The organism is Mesorhizobium sp. M1423, from assembly GCF_040317575.1.
Classification (GTDB): domain Bacteria; phylum Pseudomonadota; class Alphaproteobacteria; order Rhizobiales; family Rhizobiaceae; genus Mesorhizobium.
This window is the reverse complement of the sequence record NZ_JAMYKU010000036.1, coordinates 1-17,589: the sequence shown is the minus strand read 5'-3', so window position 1 is coordinate 17,589 and position 17,589 is coordinate 1. Positions and strand designations below refer to the sequence as shown.

Genomic DNA, 17,589 nt, shown 5'->3' with positions numbered 1-17,589 from the left:
CCGAACCGAGCGGACCCGAACACAGGCTAGAGGATCGAGGATCATGACCAAGGCAATTCTGCTGGGCACTACCGGAGTGGCAGCCGCCCTCGCCATGCTGGCGTTCGGCTTCGTCGCCGGAAATCCGCAGACGGCGACGGCCGGCACGGCGCAGCTTGTCCAGACGGCGTCCTCGGAAACCAAGCTCGACCGCACCGAAGTCGAAGGCATCGTCCGCGACTATCTGCTGAAGAACCCGGAAGTGCTTCTGGAAGCCCAGCAGGCGCTCGAGGCCAAGCAGAAGGAAGAACAGCGCGTCGCCAGTCTCGGCGTCATCAAAGACGCCAAGGACCAGATTTTCAACTCCGCCTTCGACGGCGTTGTCGGCAATCCGAACGGCAAGGTCACCATCGTCGAGTTCTACGATTACAATTGCGGTTACTGCAAACGCGCCATCGATGACATGCGCGCGCTGACCAAGGTCGATCCGGACCTGCGTTTCGTGCTCAAGGAATTCCCGATCCTCGGCCCTGATTCGCAGAAGGCGAGCGTCGTCTCGATGGCCTTCCACTTGATGAAGCCGGAGAAATACGGCGAATTCCACAACGCGCTGCTCGGCGGCCAGGGGCGCGCCACCGAGGCGGCGGCAATCAAGGTGGCGCTGTCGCTCGGCGCCGACGAGGCGGCGCTGCGCGAAAAGATGAAGGACCCGAGCATCACTGAGGCCTTCTCCAAGACCTATGATCTTGCCACCAAGCTCGCCATCACCGGAACGCCGTCCTATGTCGTCGGCAACGAGGTTGTGTTCGGCGCGCTCGGCCAGGAAGTGCTGGCCGAAAAGATCGAGGCGGCGAAGGCCGCACTCTGATTAGCGTTCGGGTTTCGATCAGGCTGCGGGTTTCCGGCGCGGGCCGTTTTCCGGCTGTTGTGGACGGCGAAAGAACGCACTTGCGCTCTTTTCGCCAGCGTCTATGCCCATTATAGAGGGGTCCGGCGCGCCGGCTTAGCCGCGCCGGGAAAGGTCGGCATTTTTTGAAAACGGTTTTCGTCCTGAACGGCCCCAATCTCAACGCGCTCGGCAAGCGCGAGCCGGGCATCTATGGCGGCAAGACGCTTGCGGCGATCGCCGACGACTGCAAGCAGGCGGGTGCCGCACTTGGGCTGGAGATCGATTTCCGCCAGTCGAACCATGAGGGCGACCTCGTCGACTGGATCCACGAGGCCGCCGAGAAGGCCGCCGCAATCGTCATCAATCCAGGCGCCTACGGCCACACCTCGGTCGCCATTCACGATGCCATCCGCGCCGTCGCGCCGCTGCCGGTCGCTGAGGTGCATCTCTCCAACATCCACGCGCGGGAACCATTCCGCCACGTCTCCATGGTCGCGCCGGTCGCTGTCGGCATGATCTGCGGGTTCGGGCCGCTCGGCTACACGCTGGCGCTGCAGGCGCTGGCTGCACGCCTATGACCGGCCAACAAACAGAAGGCTCGAAAATGTCGATAAAGAAGAACGGTGTTGACCAGCAGCTGATCCGCGACCTGGCGGGCATACTGAACGACACCAACCTCACTGAGATCGAGGTCGAGCTGGGCGATCTGAAGGTGCGCGTCTCGCGGCAGGCGCCGGCCGTCCATGCGATCGCCGCAGCGCCGCCAGCCTATGCCCCGGCAGCAGCGCAGCCTGCGGCAGCGGCCGCGCCGGCGACGCCCGACGTGTCGAAGAACGCCGTCGCCTCGCCAATGGTCGGCACCGCCTATCTGGCACCGTCGCCCGACGCCAAGCCGTTCATCGAAATCGGCCAGAAGGTCAAGGAAGGCCAGACGCTGCTGATCATCGAGGCGATGAAGACGATGAACCAGATCCCCTCGCCGCGCGCCGGCATGGTGACGGCGATCCTGTTCGAAGATGCGCAGCCGGTCGAATACGGCATGCCGCTCGTCGTGATCGAGTAGAGCCGGGAACAGGCGAAAGATGTTCCAGAAAATCCTCATCGCCAATCGCGGCGAAATTGCCCTCAGGGTGCTGCGCGCCTGCAAGGAGCTTGGCATCCAGACGGTGGTGGTGCATTCGACCGCCGACGCCGACGCCATGCATGTGCGTCTCGCCGACGAGAGCGTCTGCATCGGCCCGCCGCCGTCGCGCGACTCCTATCTCAACATCCACCAGATCGTCGCCGCCTGCGAGATCACCGGCGCCGACGCGGTGCATCCCGGCTACGGTTTTTTGTCGGAGAATGCCAAGTTCGCCGACATCCTCGCCGCGCACAACATCACCTTCATCGGCCCGACCGGCGACCATATCCGCATCATGGGCGACAAGATCGAGGCCAAGCGCACCGCAAAGCGCCTCGGCATTCCCGTGGTACCCGGCTCCGACGGCGCGGTCACCGAGGAAAAGGAGGCCAAGCGCATTGCCGCCGAGATCGGCTACCCCGTGATCATCAAGGCGTCGGCCGGCGGCGGCGGGCGCGGCATGAAAGTGGCGCATAGCGAGGCCGACCTCGAGGTGGCGCTGCAGACGGCACGCTCGGAGGCGGGCGCCGCCTTCGGCGACGACGCCGTCTATATCGAGAAGTATCTGCAGAAGCCGCGCCATATCGAAGTGCAGGTGTTCGGCGACGGCGCCGGGCGCGGCGTGCATTTCGGCGAGCGCGACTGCTCGCTGCAGCGCCGCCACCAGAAGGTCTGGGAAGAAGCGCCCTCGCCGGCGCTCAATGCCGAGGAGCGCGCACATATTGGCGGCGTCTGCGCCAAGGCGATCGCCGATCTCGGCTATTCCGGCGCCGGCACCATCGAATTCCTTTATGAGAACGGCGAGTTCTATTTCATCGAGATGAACACGCGCCTGCAGGTCGAACATCCGGTGACCGAGGCGATTACCGGCATCGACCTCGTGCACGAGCAGATCCGCGTCGCCTCGGGCGGCGGGCTTTCGGTGCGCCAGGAAGATATCCGCTTCCACGGCCATGCTATCGAATGCCGCATCAATGCCGAGGATCCGCGCACCTTCACCCCCTCGCCGGGTACCATCACCCACTTCCACACGCCAGGCGGCCTCGGCATCCGCGTCGATTCCGGCGTCTATTCCGGCTACAAGATCCCGCCCTACTACGACAGCCTGATCGGCAAGCTGATCGTGCACGGCCGCAACCGCGTCGAGTGCATGATGCGGCTGCGACGCGCGCTCGATGAATTCGTGGTCGACGGCATCAAGACCACGCTGCCGCTGTTTCGCGACCTCGTCGGCAACGCCGACATCGCCAATGGCGACTACGACATCCACTGGCTGGAAAAATATCTGGCCAAAGGCGAGTGACACAGGGGCGACGCGATGACCCGCCCCTACGCACCCGGCTATCGCATCCCGACCGACCTGTTGCTCAAAGCCTATGCCTCCGGCGTCTTCCCGATGGCCGAAAATGCCAATGACCCCGAGGTGTTCTGGGTGCGGCCGGAGACGCGCGGCATCATTCCGCTCGACGGTTTCCACATCCCGAAGAGCCTGAGGAAGACGATCCGCAAGGATCTGTTCGAATTCCGCATCGATTTCGATTTCGAGGCGACGATCGACGCCTGCGCCGAAAGACGCGAGGAACGGCGGTCGACCTGGATCAACGCACCAATCCGCGAAGCCTATGTCGAGCTGCATCGGATGGGCCATTGCCATTCGGTCGAGGCCTGGCACGACGACCGGCTGGTCGGCGGGCTCTACGGGGTGTCGCTCGGCCGGGTGTTCTTCGGCGAGAGCATGTTTGCCAGGGAGACCGACGCCTCGAAGGCCTGTCTGGTTCATCTGGTCGAGCGCCTGAAGGCGCGCGGCTTTGCACTGCTCGATACGCAGTTCACCACCGAGCATCTCAAACGTTTCGGCGCAATCGACGTGCCGCGTGGCAAGTACGAGAAGATGCTGGCCGAGGCGCTAAAGGGCGAGGCTGTGTTTTTTCCGTGATCTAGAACCGTTCATCGTTTCACGGAAATGCCGAACCGGTCTATTTTGTGTTTTGACGCAATTCCTGACGGAAAACCGTTCACACTTTTCCTGGAATTGCTCTACCGCCGGTCAGCCCTTGGTCGCCGTCACCAGCGGTGTCTGTGCATGGAACATCATCTTCCAGCCATTGACGCGGTGGACATAGCCGGTACTGACCAGTGCTGCATAGGCTTCGCCATTTTGCCGGGTCGCGCGCGCCTCGTAGGTCAGCATGACAATGTCGCTGCCGGGCTCGATGATGCCCTTGAGGTCGATGTCGAGATCGCGCCAGCGGTTCGGCTCCGTCGCGGTTTTGGCCAGATCGGCATTGCTCATCACCCGCGCCATCTGCGGGAAGGCCACCAGGCATTCGGTGTCGGCGTTGGCCTTGAAATAGTCGGCGTCGCCGGTCCAGAATCCCTTTTCGATGTCGAGAAGCTCGCTTTTGTTGGCCATCATCATGGCAACCTCCTCCCTAGTGAGGCCCCAACGCTCGGGCAACAAGGCGGTTCCGCAAGACGCCGTATCCGCCGCCCTGACAGGTTCTAGTTGGTTTTGGGGGCAGCGGGTGCCGGCACGTCGGACTTCTGCTTGCAGCCCTTCAACCAGATATCATAGACGGCGTGCTCGACGGCGTTGATCCCGGGGCTTTCGGCAAACATCCAGCCGGTGAAGATACGGCGGATTTTCCGGTCGAGCGTGATCTCGTCGACCTCGACGAACGAATCCGTCTTCGGCTCTTCGTTTTCCGGCCGCGAATAGCAGATGCGCGGCGTCACCTGCAAAGCGCCGAACTGCACCGTCTCGTCGATATAGACGTCGAAGGTGATGATGCGACCGGTGATCTTGTCGATGCCGGCGAATTCAGCGACGGGATTGGTGATGCGCTCGGACACTGCGGGTGCTGCGGGTGCCACCGACGCGTCCGGCGCAGGCGGCGCCAACTCCTGCGCAGCAGCAAGCGCCACCATAGAAGCGAGAACGACCGCGGTTGATCCGCCCGTCAAAATTCGGCTGAACATGCTCATGCAAGGTCCGGTGGTTTGCGCCCGGGTGATTCTCTTAACGCCAAGGCTAGTTGCTGCTGTCGGATCAGCAAACAGCTAAACAGCAATTGTGGCGACAAAGGACCGCGCCCGTGGGGACGGTGCCTGTGGGAACCGCGCGCGTGTCGCGGCGATCGATCACGAACCGGGCGTCCAGGCGTCGTAGTCGCCCGTCACCTGCGGACGATGCTGGTTGGTCAGCACCGAGCCCTTCGGGCGATAGGCTGCGGGGCTGCCGGTGAGGTTCGGCACATGCGGCTTTTGCCAGTCGCGGGGCTTGTAGTCTTCCGTTGGCGGCGCAACGTCGACACGGTGATGGATCCAGCCATGCCAGCCGGGCGGAATCGCCGAGGCTTCCGAATAGTCGCGGTAGATGACCCAGCGGCGGGTGCGGCCTTCCGAATCGACGCCGCCCTCGTAGTAGACGTTGCCGACCTCGTCCTGCCCGACCATCTTGCCGTGCCGCCAGGTGTGGAAGCGCGTTCCCAGCGTCTGGCTGTTCCACCAGGTGAAAAACTGCAGAAGGAAAGTTTTCATCCAAATCCTCGTGGCAAGTCCTTGTAGCAAGTCCTCGCGGCGCCTGTTCCTGCTTATGGCGTCACGGCATTGCGAAGGCAAGGGTCTTGCCGCAACCGACGAGCAAATGGCTGGCGGGCAAACTATACGTTCATGCGATCCTCGCGTCCGCGCGAAGCAGATGAAATGGGTTGTTGGCAACCTTACGCAGCGTTATTCTAGGAATTGATGCTTCGTCGCCTCAAGGGCGGCAAATGAGAGGGGCTCATGTCATCGCTGGCGGGCACGGCCGGTCGCGCATTGCCGCAGGTCGTTGAGGCGATCTACGATTCGATTGCCGACGTCGGCCGCTGGCAAGCGACACTCGAGGCCATCTGCAGCCTGGCGGAAGGCCAGCTTGCCATGCTCGCCGTCATCGACACGATCAGCAGTTCCGCGCGGTTTTCGGTGTCTTGCGGCGATCCCGCAGTTCTTGAGCCGTTGAAGCATGACTACGGCTCGCAAGTGCCGTTCTATGCGGCGGTTCCCAAGATGGAGATCGACGTGCCGTTCACTGTCGATTCGATCTACGCCCTGCAAGGTCCGGATACGCGACAGAGATGGCTCGAAAGCCGCATCGTGCGCGAATGGGTGCAACCCAACCGGCTGGACGATTTCTTCTGGGTGGCGTTGATGAAGCGGCCGACCCGGATCGGCACGCTGATGGTGGTTACCGACAAGGACAGGCGCCAGATTTCCAGCGAGGACCTCGAGCTTGTCTGCCTGCTGGCGCCGCATGTGCGGCGCGCGGTGACCATCGGCGACCTGTTCGAGGCGGAGCGGCGCAAGGCCGAAATCTTCCGTTCCATCATCGAAAGCCTTGACCATCCCGTGCTGATCGTCGCCGAAGACATGACCATCATCTTCGCCAACCCGACAGCCGAAGCGCTGCTCGCCGAAAACATCTCGGTCGCTTGCGTGCGCGGACAGCTTTCCTTCACCTATGCCAACGCCAATGCCGCGATCGGCCGTGCCGTCCAGCTCGGCACGCGCGACGAATTCGCGCTCGGACCTTGCGGCATCAACATTCCGCTGGCCAAGACGGCCGTTCCGGCGGTGGCCCATGTGATGCCGCTGGCGCGGCGTGAAATCTCGGCGCGTATCTCGCAGCGCGCCGCCGCGGCTATCTTCATCGCCGCGGCCGGTTCGGCACCAATCCCGGCGCTGGACGCCATTGCGGCGCTGTTCGGACTGACCGCGGCAGAAAGGCGCGTCGCCGGTCATGTTGCCGCCGGCCTGACGCGAAAGGAAATCGCCGCGGCCGGCGGCGTCTCGGACGGCACCGTCAAGTCGCAGCTGGCGACGATCTTCGACAAGACCGGTACCGGCGATCAGCGCGAGCTCGAACTCTTGATGCGCGAATTGTCGCCGCCGTTGCGCTCCAGTTGATTTGCGCAGATCCCCCGGACCGGCCGTGGTCCAAAAGGCTCGGCCGGTAAGTTTTCCAAGCCTTTAAGAACATCATCCGCAAAATCTGCAAAACGAAACCGGCATCGTTGCAATTCGGCCAAAATCATGGTGCGGTCGTTCGCGGTCCAGAAACGCGGCACTATGCTCGGCTGGAAAGAAAATGGTTTCTGGCGCGGATCTCGATCTTTGATACCGACATCTACCGAGCGGCTGCTCCCCTACCTTTTCCTGCTTGGGCTGATCGTCATCGCGGTCGCTTTCCGGCCACTGCTGCCCGTCGACGAAACGCGATATCTCAGCGTCACCTGGGAAATGTATCTGAGCGGACAGATCTTCGTCCCGACGATGAATTTCGCGCCCTATCTGCAGAAGCCGCCGCTGCTGTTTTGGCTTATCGACCTTGTCTGGACCGTTTTCGGCGCCAGCCGGCCGGCGGCGATGCTGGTCATCTTCGCCGCCTCCTCACTCGTCATCTGGCTGACGACGGCTTTGGCAAGGACCCTGTTTCCCGGCCGCGACGACATCGCACGGCGCGTCCCCTGGCTGGTCGTCGGAAGCAGCGTGTTCGTCATCTATTCGACGCTGATCCTGTTCGACCTGTTGCTGACGGTCTTCGTGCTCGCCGCGCTGTTGTCGTTGATTGCCTTTGCCCGGAGCGGCGACCGCTGGCAGGCCGTTCTGGCCGGGTTGTTCATCGGCATGGGCGTGCTGACGAAAGGCCCGGTGGTGCTCATCCATATCGGCGCGCCCATCCTGTTCTACCCGTTCTGGCGCGACCGGCGGGCGGGACTGGCGACACCGAACTTCCTCGTTGGAGTGTGCCTGGCAGTGCTCGCCGCGCTAATTCCGGTGGCGATCTGGCTGGTGCCGGCGACCATCCTGACAAAGGGCAGTTTCGTCTATGATCTGGTCTGGAACCAATCGGCGGGGCGCGTCACCGGCAATTTGCGCAATTCGCACGGCCGGCCGTTCTACTTCTATCTGCTGCTGCTGCCGGTCATGTTCATGCCGTGGATTTTTATACCCGAGGTATGGCGATTGAAGCTGCGCACGCGGATACGCAGCCTGATCGAGACGAAGTCGCCCGATCTGCGCGCCTTGCGCTTACTGTCGTTCTCGTTCGTTGCCGTGTTGCTGGCATTCAGCGCGATATCCGGCAAGCAGCCCCACTATGTCGTGCCGATGTTGCCGTTCGTGACCATCCTATTCGGGTATTTCATGGCGGAGATCCCGCTCGCCAGGCTGAAAAGCTCGGCCGTCGTCATGCTTGTCATTTTCGGCATCGGCCACGCGGTGGCATCGGCAACCGCGTTCAAACGCTATGACCTGACGCCGCTCGCCAACTTCGTCGACGAGCGAAAGGATGCGGACTGGGCCGTGGCTTTCGACTATCAAGGCGAAGTCGGCTTCCTGGCCCGGTTGCAAAAGCCATTCGAAACCACCGACAAACCGGAAGAATGGCTTGGCTCGCATCCCAGCGGCTATGTCATCGACAAGGTTTCCAAGGATCCCGGCACCGCAGGGCAAATCGCGTTCCGGCTTCGCGTCGAACGCGGTTATCTCGTCGTGCTGAAGGGACAGCATTGACGATCGTCACCGGTACGCGAATTCATCTCCCGCGCGGGAGATGAAGGCGTTGCTGCTCCGTGGTTCCATCGCTCGATAGAACCGGGAGGTATTCATGCGCAAGCTCATCTCGACAACGCTTTTTGTCTTATCGCTCGCTGTGGCCGGCCTTGCTGCCGATCCGGCATGGAGCTTCAAATGTCAGTCGGGTACGATCGGGCAAGGCAGTTGCTCCTGCTCCGGGACCGCCGACTGCACCGACATGCGGCATTCCAAAATGTGCAAGGGCGACCTGAACTGCGGTTCGGGCAAATGCTCCTGCACGGCCGCATTGGTAGTCGACCCAGGTCCGAAAACCCCCAAGCCCAAGGTCGTCGCGCCGAAGGCGACGACCAAAGGCGTCGTGAAGCAGTAGCCATCCAATCCGAAAGGACGGCGGCTCGACGTCGCTAGGCCCGCCCGATGTTTTCGCGGTTCATCCCCCGTGCGGGCGATGAACCGCCATCGGACAAATGCTGCTGTCTAGCCGGAGGGTGGTTTCCAACGACAGAGCGAGGATACCATGTTGAAAACCTGCACGATGCTGTTCTTCGGTCTGATGGCGGCCACCGCGGCCGCCCAGCCGCCGCCTTCGGGGCCGCCGGTTCCCAGTGCGGCACTTGCCCCATGCAACCCCACACAATCGAACAGGCCCTGCAAAGCCGAACTCGGCGTGTTCCTGATCACCAACACCGTCCGCAACCTGGCGCAAGCCAAGGTCGACGCCACCAACGCACAGCTGGCCGCCCAGGGACGATCATCGCGCGCATCGATCGAATCGCTGAAGCAATGGCGGCCGTCGCGCTTTGCGACGCAGATGCTGAACCAGCCGAACAACTGGTTTGTCAAAGTTCCCTATATCCTCACCATCAAGGTCTCGATCCCGGTGACGTCCGACCGTCACATCGGCATTCCCATAGACGTCAACGTCTTCTGCAGCCGCTGGCAGACAGATTCCAGCCAGGTCATCATCCGCTCGCAACCCGGCCCGGCGAGTTTCGAAGGCGGCAACATCCTCGAAGATGTTTTCAACATCGGCAACTACATCGATGCGCAGGTACGCAGCTCGTTTTCGGCACCCCTGCCGGTGACGACGCCGGTTCCGAATTCGAAATGCTCGGCAATCGACGGGTCCTATGCCGGAACGCAAGCCACCGGCGACGATCTCATCTTCTGGACGGTGCCGCGGCGCAACCTGATTGTGACGGACGCCATAGCCAAGCCGACGGTTGAAGTGACCTTCGACAGCCTGACGCGCCTGGCGGCCCGCGACTTCCACAACAATGTGGTCTATGCGGAATCCGAGGCCATTAACCTCAACGTCTACGCCAATGAGGGCGGCCTTCAGAAGGCGCTGACGATGCGCGAAGGCGACGTGGCTGTGCTGAACCTTCCCGCACTCAGGCTCGACGCGCGAAAATACGATTCGCTGGTCGTCATCGGCAATGTCGACCAGCCGCCGAACGATCCCAGAGACAGCGCCTTCGCGGTAGCGGCCAAGAGTGCGGGATTCGGTGCCGGTTCCAAGATCATGCAGATCCCGAAGTGGTATTCGAGGCCTCCTGACCAGTTCAATCACAAGCCTACATGGATCAGAGTTCCGGGCTACGAGCTGCACTATACGGTGCGCTATCTCAACAGCGGCGGGCTGGCCGTCGACGGTGGAGCCAGTACGGTCCGGCCACCAAAAGTCGCTGTTCCGATAAAGAAGCTCATCAAGCCGAAAACGCCCTGACGCGGCCACTCGCGGATGACGGCGGCGGTTCGGACCGCTGCCGCCATCCCCCGCGCGGCAGATGCGGCAGCGCCTGCTTCATGGCCTGATCTTGCGGGAACAAACGCGCCGCTCGCCACGAGCGAGCGGCGCCATCGATGGAGACAAACGATGCTGCACCTTCGCCACACCATGCCCGCCGCCCGGATCATTGCGGCAATCTCGCTGCTTGCTTTCCCGAACCTCGTGCCGCCGGTCACGAGCCCGGCGAACGCGCTGCCGGTCAGCCAATCCTGCCGGATCACCACCTATTACAAGACGGCGGCGAAGGCGACGGAGGTTGGCGTGCGCTCGACGTGCCAAGGCGTCAAAAAATGGGGTGTCACCTCGAAATATTACGAGGTCGAAAAAATCGAAGCCGCTACGCCCCCGCACACGTCGGGCGGCGGCGGCAGCCTGCCGTGCGAGTTTCTCGCTGCCGGCTGCTCCAACCTGCCTGTGAAACGCAACTGAGCGTCAGGCGAACGAGCTAGCCGATCGCCTTCTCCAAAACCAGCGCCGGCAACCCTGTGGCGCCGCCGCAATCGGCCGTGTTGCCGGCGGGCAAGAACCCTCTCGAGCGGTAGAAGGCGATGGCCGGGGCATTTGCTTCCTCGACCTCGACGCGTAGCGTTCGGGCCTCCGGAAAGCTGGCCTCGATCTCGTCCAGCAGCGCCTGGCCGATGCCTTGCCTGTGCCAGGCCGGATGCACGTAAAGCTGGTTCAGCATTACGATCCTGGCATCCGTGGTGGCGGCGGCGAAAGCCATGCCGCCGATGCTTTTGCCGTCGTCGGCGACCAGGAACTCCGAGTTCGGCCGCGTCAGCCGTGCTTTGAGCGCGGCGATCGAATGCCATTCATCGGTGATTTCGGTAACCCGCGCCGCGCCGTAGATGGCGTCATAGGTGGCATGCCATGTCTCGATCAGCAATGCGCGCACCGCCGCCAGATCGCGCTCGCCGGCGGTGCGGACGAACATCCTACTCGATCCCGAGCTTGGCCTTGACCAGCTCGTTGACCGCCTGCGGATTGGCCTTGCCGCCGGTCGCCTTCATCACCTGGCCGACGAACCAGCCAGCCATGGTCGGCTTGGCACGCGCCTGCTCGACCTTGTCCGGGTTGGCCGCGATCACCTCGTCGACCGCCTTTTCGATGGCGCCGGTATCGGTGACCTGCTTCATGCCACGGCTTTCGACCAGCTGACGCGGATCGCCGCCCTCGTTCCAGACGATCTCGAACAGATCCTTGGCGATCTTACCGGAGATGGTGCCTTCCTTGATCAGGTCGATGACGGCACCAAGCTGGTCGGGCGAAACAGGAGCGTTTTCAATATCCTTGCCGGCCTTGTTCAAGGCCCCCAGGAGGTCGTTGATGACCCAGTTGGCGGCGAGCTTGCCGTCGCGCCCGGCCGCCACCTTCTCGAAATAATCGGCGACCGCCTTTTCCGATACCAGGATCGAGGCATCGTAGGTCGACAGGCCAAGCGACGATATCAGCCGCGCCTTCTTGGCGTCGGGAAGTTCCGGCAGGTCCTTTGCCAACTCGTCGACATAGGCCTGGTCGAATTCCAGCGGCAGAAGATCGGGATCCGGGAAATAGCGGTAGTCATGCGCTTCTTCCTTGGAGCGCATCGAGCGTGTCTCACCCTTGTTGGGGTCGAACAGCCGTGTTTCCTGCTCGATCCTGCCGCCGTCCTCGAGGATGGCAATCTGGCGGCGTGCTTCATAGTCGATGGCCTGGCCGATGAAGCGGATCGAGTTGACGTTCTTGATCTCGCAGCGCGTGCCGAATTCGCCGCCGGGCCGGCGCACCGAGACGTTGACGTCGGCCCGCAACGAGCCTTCGTCCATATTGCCGTCGCACGTGCCGAGATAGCGCACGATGGTGCGCAGCTTGGTGACATAGGCCTTGGCTTCATCGGCGGAGCGCATATCGGGCTTCGAGACGATCTCCATCAGCGCCACGCCGGAGCGATTGAGATCGACATAGGACATCGTCGCATGCTGGTCGTGCATCGACTTGCCGGCATCCTGCTCCAGGTGCAGGCGCTCGATGCCGACCTCGATGTCCTCGAATTCGCCCTGCCGATCCGGGCCGACCGAGACGATCACCTTGCCCTCGCCGACGATCGGCTGCTTGAACTGCGAGATCTGGTAGCCCTGCGGCAGATCGGGATAGAAATAGTTTTTCCTGTCGAAGACCGATTTGTGGTTGATCTCAGCCTTCAGGCCCAACCCGGTACGGATCGCCTGCTTGACGCATTCCTCGTTGATGACCGGCAGCATGCCGGGCATCGCCGCGTCGACCAGGCTGACATTGGCATTGGGCGCGGCGCCGAAAATGGTCGAGGCGCCGGAAAACAGCTTTGCCTGCGAGGTCACCTGCGCATGGACCTCGAGGCCGATGATGATCTCCCAGTCGCCGGTGGCGCCGGGAACCAGGCGCTTGGCGTCGGGCGTGCGGGTATCGATGAGGGTCATAGTGGCCTGCATAGTGGAATTGCGGATATGCGAGAACGCATATTTTGATGTGCAACTTCGCTAGTGCAAACCGCCAAGAGAGACAAGCGCAAAGCCGCGGGCGCCGACGCGGCACAGGCCCGCACCTGCCGCGATGGACTGCTATAGCAGCTTGAAAAAATTCAATGGCCGGCAACCCGGCCGCCCTCACCTATGCCGTGGCGATATAGGCCCTGATTTCCTCGGCCTCGCGCTCGACATCCTCGATGCGCCGCTTGACCACGTCGCCGATCGACACGATGCCGTCGAGCAGCCCGTTCTTTTCCACCGGCAGATGGCGGAAGCGGCCCTTGGTCATGATCTCCATGACCTCGTTGACGGTGTGGTTCTCATTGCAGATCTTCACCTTGGGCGTCATCGCCGAGCGGATGGCAAGGTCGAGCGCCGCCGCCCCCTCCTTGGCGAGAACCCGCACCACATCGCGCTCGGAAAGAATGCCGACGATCTTGTGATCGCCGTTGGTGATGACCAGCGCGCCGATCCTGTGTTCGGAAAGCATGCGGATGGCTTCGCTGAGCTTTTCGTTCGGCCCGAGCGTCACCACGTCGTGGCCTTTTGCCTCGAGAATTGCCTTAACAGTCATGACGTCCTCCTCTGCATTTCCTGCCGGCTCCTGCCTTGGCCGGCTTTCCCTAGTATGAACATGGTGCGCCGCGATCGGTTTCATTTCAAGTGCGGAGGTCTCAGGTGTCCGGCTCGTCCGCCTGTTGGAGCGCCTGCTCTCGCCGATCGAAGAACCGCAGGCCGAAGAAGCCGGCAAGAAAGCCGCCAATATGGGCTTCCCAGGCGATCTGGCCGTCAATGCCGGGCGCCAGGCCGAAGAGGCCGGTCGCCAGGTTGATCACCATCCACATGGCGAGAAAGGTGACGACGCCGCGCGAGCGCAGCACCGCCGCCATCGGCAAAGGCTGGCCGGCGAAGGCGGCCTTGCCCGACGAGCGGTCGATGCGGAAGCCATAGCGCGCCGCCGCACCCATCATGCCGGAAATCGCGCCGGAGGCGCCGACCAGCGGCGCTTCGCCAAGCGGATGCATGGCCCAGAACAGCGCCACCGCCGCCAGTCCGGTCGCGGCGAAGAACAGGCTGAAGCGCAACGCGCCGAAGCGGTTGGCCAGCGGTGAGCCGAAGGCCGCGAGCCACACCATGTTGATGGCAAGATGGGCAAAACCGCCATGCAGAAAGGCATAGGTAAAAGGGCTTGAAAACGCGAAGAAATCCAGGTCGAAGCGGCCGGAATAGCGGATCGGCACAAAGGCTGCCCGGACAAGCAGTTCGAAGTCCTGGTCGTCGGTCAGCCAATAGACCCGGATCAGATGGACGGCGACGCAGATGCCGATCACCGCCAGCACCACGGGCGGCAGGTTGAACACCGGTTCACGGCGTTGCTCCGGTTCGCGGGCGGCAGGCCCACTCTCGCCCTGCTCGATCTCCGGTGGGCTTTCTGGGTCGCTCATATGGCTTGCACTCAGTCGCTGGATTGGACTTCGCGAGCATGTAGATCACGGCCAACCGAATCACAAACGGCGAATCAGCAGCTCCGAATCAAAAAAGAAGCCGTCCAAGGTTTCCCTTGAACGGCTGGTCGAGCCCCCTTGCTCCCCCTGAACTCTTGACTGAAGTGCTGCCGATCGTCGCAAAACGACCGCTTCTGGAGTGGTTTTGGTGTGCCACAGGCCTGGCCGGCGCGCAACGTAAACCAGTTGTTAACCTTAACCGCCCCGACCCGTGAACAAGTATTAACGATGCTGGCACGCATCCTGCTCCGCAACGCATGTAGGTCTTCGGAGGGCGCCCTTCTGTTCACCGATGGGACATCAGAAGACAGAATGCGCGGAGCAGCATTAGCATGAACCAGACCGGATCGATCACGCTGTTCCATTATTGGAACCGATTGCGTGACGGACGCCCTGCCCCGAAACGCTCGGAAGTCGAACCGGCCGACATCAAGTCGCTGCTGGCCGACACGTTCATCCTGGAAAAGGACACGCGCGGCGAAGCAGTGTTCCGGCTCGCCGGCACCAGGCTCTGCGCGGCCTATGGCCGCGAACTCAAGGGGTTTTCATTCCCTTCGCTGTGGCGCGAGAAGGACCAGCGGCTGATTTCGAAGCTGACCGATGGCGTCTTCGACCTGAAATCGGTGGTGCTCATCACCTATGAGGGTTTCAGCCGCAACGGCCGTTCCAACAGGTTCGAGCTGCTCGCACTGCCGCTCGACGGCGGTGTCGAGAGTCCGCGTTGCCTCGGTGTGATAAGCGCCGTTGAAAAGCCCTTCTGGCTGGGCGCCGACCCGGTTCTCGACGCGTTGATCGATTCGATCCGTGTCGTCGATCCCGACAAGGAGCCGATGTTCCTGAAAAACCGCCCGGCGATCGAAGTTCCCTCGCTCGCCCCATCGGAATTCGACCCGCCCGAGACGATTTCGGCGCTCGGCCAGGCCCGTCGCATCCGTCACCTGGTCGTCTTCGACGGCGGACGCGAAGAATGATGCCAAAGCTTAAAGCAACAGTGCCGGGCTTTCCCCTTTGTTAACCTGCTTTGTTGTAGTTTTCCGCTGAAATTCCCCGCATCCATGCGCGGAATGCCGAACGGGGTATGGCAGTGATGAGGTCAGCGGCGGTCGACCATGCGCCGTCCCAAGCTGAAAGGCGTAACTTTCAGCGCGTCCGCGTGAAGATTTACGGACGTTTCATGCTGGAAGACCGCACCGAACATCCCTGCCAGGTGGTCGACATGTCGCCCGGCAACGTCGCACTGCGCACCGAGCGCGCCGGCCTGCCGGGTGAAAAGGTCATTGCCTACATCGATCACATCGGCCGCATCGAAGGCGTCATCACCCGCACTTTGCAGGATGGCTTTGCGATGACCGTCATCGCATCGGACCGCAAGAGGGACAAGCTCGCCGCGCAACTGACCTGGCTTGCCAATAAGCACGAGCTCGACCTGCCGGAAGACCGCCGCCATGAACGCGTGGCACCGCGCAACCCGACGAGCGTGCTGCAACTTGCTGACGGACGGCAGTACCAGTGCCGCATCATCGATCTGTCGCTGTCGGGCGCCGCGATCGAGATCGACGTCAAGCCGGCCATCGGCGTCCAGGTGACGCTGGGCACCATGCGCGGCCAGGTTGTTCGCCATTTCGAAGATGGCGTCGCCATCGAGTTCGCCGTCGTCCAGCGGCCGGAAACGCTCGACACCGAATTCAGCTCGCCGCGCGGCTGACGCGGAAGTTTTAGCACCATCGCGAAGGATCGCCATCCTAGCTGTTCGAACGGTGCGACGAAGCATGGGAATACGCCCGGCTAGAATCCTTAAATAATTCTATACTCACTTGCATCAAATTTTATGTTTATTCTATTGGCGTTTTACTTAATGTCTACTTCGCGCTTTTGCGTCAAATAAATCCAGCCGTGTCATTGTCTCCTCAAACGGGGAGACTGAATAATGAAAAGGATGAGGGGCAAGCTGTTGCTGGCGGCAATAGCGATGCAGCTTTTCGGCTGGGGGATTGCAAGCGCGGCGGAGCCGGCGTTCATGCATACCGGCGGCCGCACCACGCAGCCGGTCGGTCACTACGAATTGTGCCAGCAGATTCCGCAGGAATGCAATCAGAGGACGCCGAACCGCGCACCGGTCGAACTCACCCGCAAGCTGTGGGCAACGATCGTCAAGATCAACAATTCGGTCAACAGCAGGGTCGCGCCGCGCACCGACATGGAAATGTGGGGCAAGGAAGAAGTCTGGTCGTTTCCCAAAGGCTTCGGCGACTGCGAGGACTATGCGCTGGAAAAGCGCCGCGAACTGATGAGCATGGGCGTGCCGGCCGGCGATCTGCTGATGACGGTGGTGCGCCAGCGCAACGGCGACGGCCATGCGGTGCTGACCGTGCGCACCAGCCTTGGAGAGTTCATCCTCGACAATCTCCAGCCCAAGGTGCTGTCCTGGACCAAGACCAGTTACACCTACCTGAAGCGCCAGTCCGACCGCAATTCCGGCGCCTGGGTAACGATCAACGACGGCCGCTCCGACGCGGTCGCCAGCGTCCGCTGAGGACGCCAATGCATGTCGCCCAAAAGTGCGTAGCGGTTTTGGGATAACGACATGCATAAAACACAGGTTAAGTGCGTCGCATGACTTCGCGCTTTAGGAGAAACCCGGTCGAGTCCCCACCCTCCCCGTCCCCAACGACCGGGTTTAGGAGCCGGCCCCGTCCCCGGGCCGGCTCCACCATTTCTGGGCTTGCGATAGGCGGCCTTCACTGCCTGGCGCTAGACCTTCTTCAGCCCCGCCCTGAACCGCCTCCCATTGGCGACATAATGCGCGGCCGAGGCGCGTAGCCTCGCGATTGCTGTCTCGTCGAGCGTCCTGACGACGCGCGCGGGCGAGCCGACGATCAGCGAATTGTCGGGGAATTGCTTGCCTTCGGTGACCAGTGCACCAGCCCCGACCAGCGAGTTGTTACCGATCTTCGCGCCGTTCAGCACGATGGCGCCCATGCCGATCAGGCTGTTGTCGCCGATCGTGCAGCCATGCAGCAAGGCACGGTGGCCGATCGTGCAGCCTTGGCCGACGGTTAGCGGAAAGCCGGCGTCGGTGTGCATGATTGTATGCTCCTGCACGTTGGTGTCGGCGCCGATGACGATCGGCTCGTGGGGGCCGCCGGGGGCCCCCCCCAAACCAAAAACCGCGGTGGGGGGGCGAAGGATAATTTAGAGTAACGGGGGGGGCGGGGGGCTGCCAAATGGGTTGGGGGGCG

20 protein-coding genes and 1 pseudogene are annotated in these 17,589 nt (G+C 62.2%); 13 read left to right on the top strand and 8 right to left on the bottom strand.

Features of this window, described 5'->3' with window-relative positions:
* The first annotated feature begins 43 nt into the window (after positions 1-43).
* The 5 genes from NKG95_RS30305 (at position 44) to aat (ending at position 3,927) form a co-directional block, all read left to right on the top strand.
* Entirely contained in the window at positions 44-847 is an 804-nt protein-coding gene (locus NKG95_RS30305; protein WP_352894823.1) for a DsbA family protein, read from the top strand.
* A gap of 164 nt (positions 848-1,011) precedes the next feature.
* Positions 1,012-1,446 carry a type II 3-dehydroquinate dehydratase gene (gene aroQ / locus NKG95_RS30300; protein ID WP_352894822.1) on the top strand — a complete coding sequence of 145 codons (435 nt, stop codon included), beginning with the start codon at positions 1,012-1,014 and terminating at the stop codon, positions 1,444-1,446.
* A 26-nt stretch (positions 1,447-1,472) separates the two neighbouring features.
* Positions 1,473-1,931 (top strand): acetyl-CoA carboxylase biotin carboxyl carrier protein, encoded by a 459-nt coding sequence (accB, locus tag NKG95_RS30295; RefSeq protein WP_023717477.1) that lies wholly within the window; start codon positions 1,473-1,475, stop codon positions 1,929-1,931.
* A 19-nt stretch (positions 1,932-1,950) separates the two neighbouring features.
* A complete protein-coding gene (accC, locus tag NKG95_RS30290) occupies positions 1,951-3,294 on the top strand; it encodes an acetyl-CoA carboxylase biotin carboxylase subunit (protein ID WP_352484553.1) in 1,344 nt (447 codons plus the stop codon).
* Between the two features lie 15 nt (positions 3,295-3,309).
* Complete coding sequence (aat, locus tag NKG95_RS30285; protein ID WP_023717475.1) at positions 3,310-3,927, top strand: leucyl/phenylalanyl-tRNA--protein transferase; 618 nt, start codon at positions 3,310-3,312, stop codon at positions 3,925-3,927.
* A gap of 111 nt (positions 3,928-4,038) precedes the next feature.
* Here the strand turns inward: aat and NKG95_RS30280 are convergent, their stop codons facing one another.
* The 3 genes from NKG95_RS30280 to NKG95_RS30270 form a co-directional block, all read right to left on the bottom strand.
* Positions 4,039-4,407, bottom strand: a complete 369-nt coding sequence (locus tag NKG95_RS30280; protein WP_352845201.1) for a hypothetical protein — start codon at positions 4,405-4,407, stop codon at positions 4,039-4,041.
* An 86-nt stretch (positions 4,408-4,493) separates the two neighbouring features.
* Positions 4,494-4,976: a DUF2155 domain-containing protein gene (locus NKG95_RS30275; RefSeq protein ID WP_023717473.1), complete on the bottom strand. Its 483-nt coding sequence runs from the start codon at positions 4,974-4,976 to the stop codon at positions 4,494-4,496.
* 156 nt (positions 4,977-5,132) lie between these two features.
* Positions 5,133-5,531, bottom strand: a complete 399-nt coding sequence (locus NKG95_RS30270) for an NADH:ubiquinone oxidoreductase subunit NDUFA12 (RefSeq protein ID WP_352484551.1) — start codon at positions 5,529-5,531, stop codon at positions 5,133-5,135.
* Positions 5,532-5,777: 246 nt separating this feature from the next.
* On the opposite strand from NKG95_RS30270, the gene NKG95_RS30265 reads away from it, so the two are divergent.
* From NKG95_RS30265 to NKG95_RS30245, 5 genes are all read left to right on the top strand, one after another.
* Positions 5,778-6,938 (top strand): helix-turn-helix transcriptional regulator, encoded by a 1,161-nt coding sequence (locus tag NKG95_RS30265; RefSeq protein ID WP_352844924.1) that lies wholly within the window; start codon positions 5,778-5,780, stop codon positions 6,936-6,938.
* A 207-nt stretch (positions 6,939-7,145) separates the two neighbouring features.
* Positions 7,146-8,546, top strand: coding sequence for an ArnT family glycosyltransferase (locus tag NKG95_RS30260; protein ID WP_353043298.1), 1,401 nt, complete (start codon positions 7,146-7,148; stop codon positions 8,544-8,546).
* A 94-nt stretch (positions 8,547-8,640) separates the two neighbouring features.
* Entirely contained in the window at positions 8,641-8,940 is a 300-nt protein-coding gene (locus tag NKG95_RS30255) for a hypothetical protein (protein WP_352484548.1), read from the top strand.
* A gap of 147 nt (positions 8,941-9,087) precedes the next feature.
* Positions 9,088-10,299, top strand: coding sequence for a hypothetical protein (locus NKG95_RS30250; RefSeq protein WP_353043297.1), 1,212 nt, complete (start codon positions 9,088-9,090; stop codon positions 10,297-10,299).
* 150 nt (positions 10,300-10,449) lie between these two features.
* On the top strand, positions 10,450-10,791 hold the full coding sequence (locus NKG95_RS30245) for a hypothetical protein (protein WP_352844929.1): 342 nt from the start codon (positions 10,450-10,452) through the stop codon (positions 10,789-10,791).
* Between the two features lie 16 nt (positions 10,792-10,807).
* Here NKG95_RS30245 and NKG95_RS30240 read toward each other — a convergent pair whose 3' ends face one another.
* The 4 genes from NKG95_RS30240 to NKG95_RS30225 all read right to left on the bottom strand — a co-directional run bounded on the left by NKG95_RS30240 (position 10,808) and on the right by NKG95_RS30225 (position 14,290).
* Complete coding sequence (locus NKG95_RS30240) at positions 10,808-11,296, bottom strand: GNAT family N-acetyltransferase (protein ID WP_023717466.1); 489 nt, start codon at positions 11,294-11,296, stop codon at positions 10,808-10,810.
* Between the two features lies 1 nt (position 11,297).
* The gene (gene gatB / locus NKG95_RS30235) at positions 11,298-12,797 is read right to left on the bottom strand and encodes an Asp-tRNA(Asn)/Glu-tRNA(Gln) amidotransferase subunit GatB (RefSeq protein ID WP_352484544.1); all 1,500 of its coding nucleotides are present in this window, start codon (positions 12,795-12,797) and stop codon (positions 11,298-11,300) included.
* Positions 12,798-12,987: 190 nt separating this feature from the next.
* The gene (locus NKG95_RS30230) at positions 12,988-13,419 is read right to left on the bottom strand and encodes a CBS domain-containing protein (protein ID WP_023717464.1); all 432 of its coding nucleotides are present in this window, start codon (positions 13,417-13,419) and stop codon (positions 12,988-12,990) included.
* A 100-nt stretch (positions 13,420-13,519) separates the two neighbouring features.
* The gene (locus tag NKG95_RS30225; RefSeq protein ID WP_023717463.1) at positions 13,520-14,290 is read right to left on the bottom strand and encodes a rhomboid family intramembrane serine protease; all 771 of its coding nucleotides are present in this window, start codon (positions 14,288-14,290) and stop codon (positions 13,520-13,522) included.
* 392 nt (positions 14,291-14,682) lie between these two features.
* Here NKG95_RS30225 and NKG95_RS30220 point away from each other — a divergent pair, with 392 nt between their 5' ends.
* From NKG95_RS30220 to NKG95_RS30210, 3 genes are all read left to right on the top strand, one after another.
* Positions 14,683-15,321 (top strand): PAS domain-containing protein, encoded by a 639-nt coding sequence (locus NKG95_RS30220; protein WP_352496722.1) that lies wholly within the window; start codon positions 14,683-14,685, stop codon positions 15,319-15,321.
* Between the two features lie 116 nt (positions 15,322-15,437).
* Entirely contained in the window at positions 15,438-16,055 is a 618-nt protein-coding gene (locus NKG95_RS30215; protein ID WP_023717461.1) for a PilZ domain-containing protein, read from the top strand.
* A gap of 231 nt (positions 16,056-16,286) precedes the next feature.
* Positions 16,287-16,883, top strand: a complete 597-nt coding sequence (locus NKG95_RS30210; RefSeq protein ID WP_352845202.1) for a transglutaminase-like cysteine peptidase — start codon at positions 16,287-16,289, stop codon at positions 16,881-16,883.
* A 218-nt stretch (positions 16,884-17,101) separates the two neighbouring features.
* Here the strand turns inward: NKG95_RS30210 and NKG95_RS30205 are convergent.
* Positions 17,102-17,519, bottom strand: a pseudogene (locus NKG95_RS30205) (gamma carbonic anhydrase family protein); the annotation flags it as partial.
* Positions 17,520-17,589: the final 70 nt, after the last annotated feature.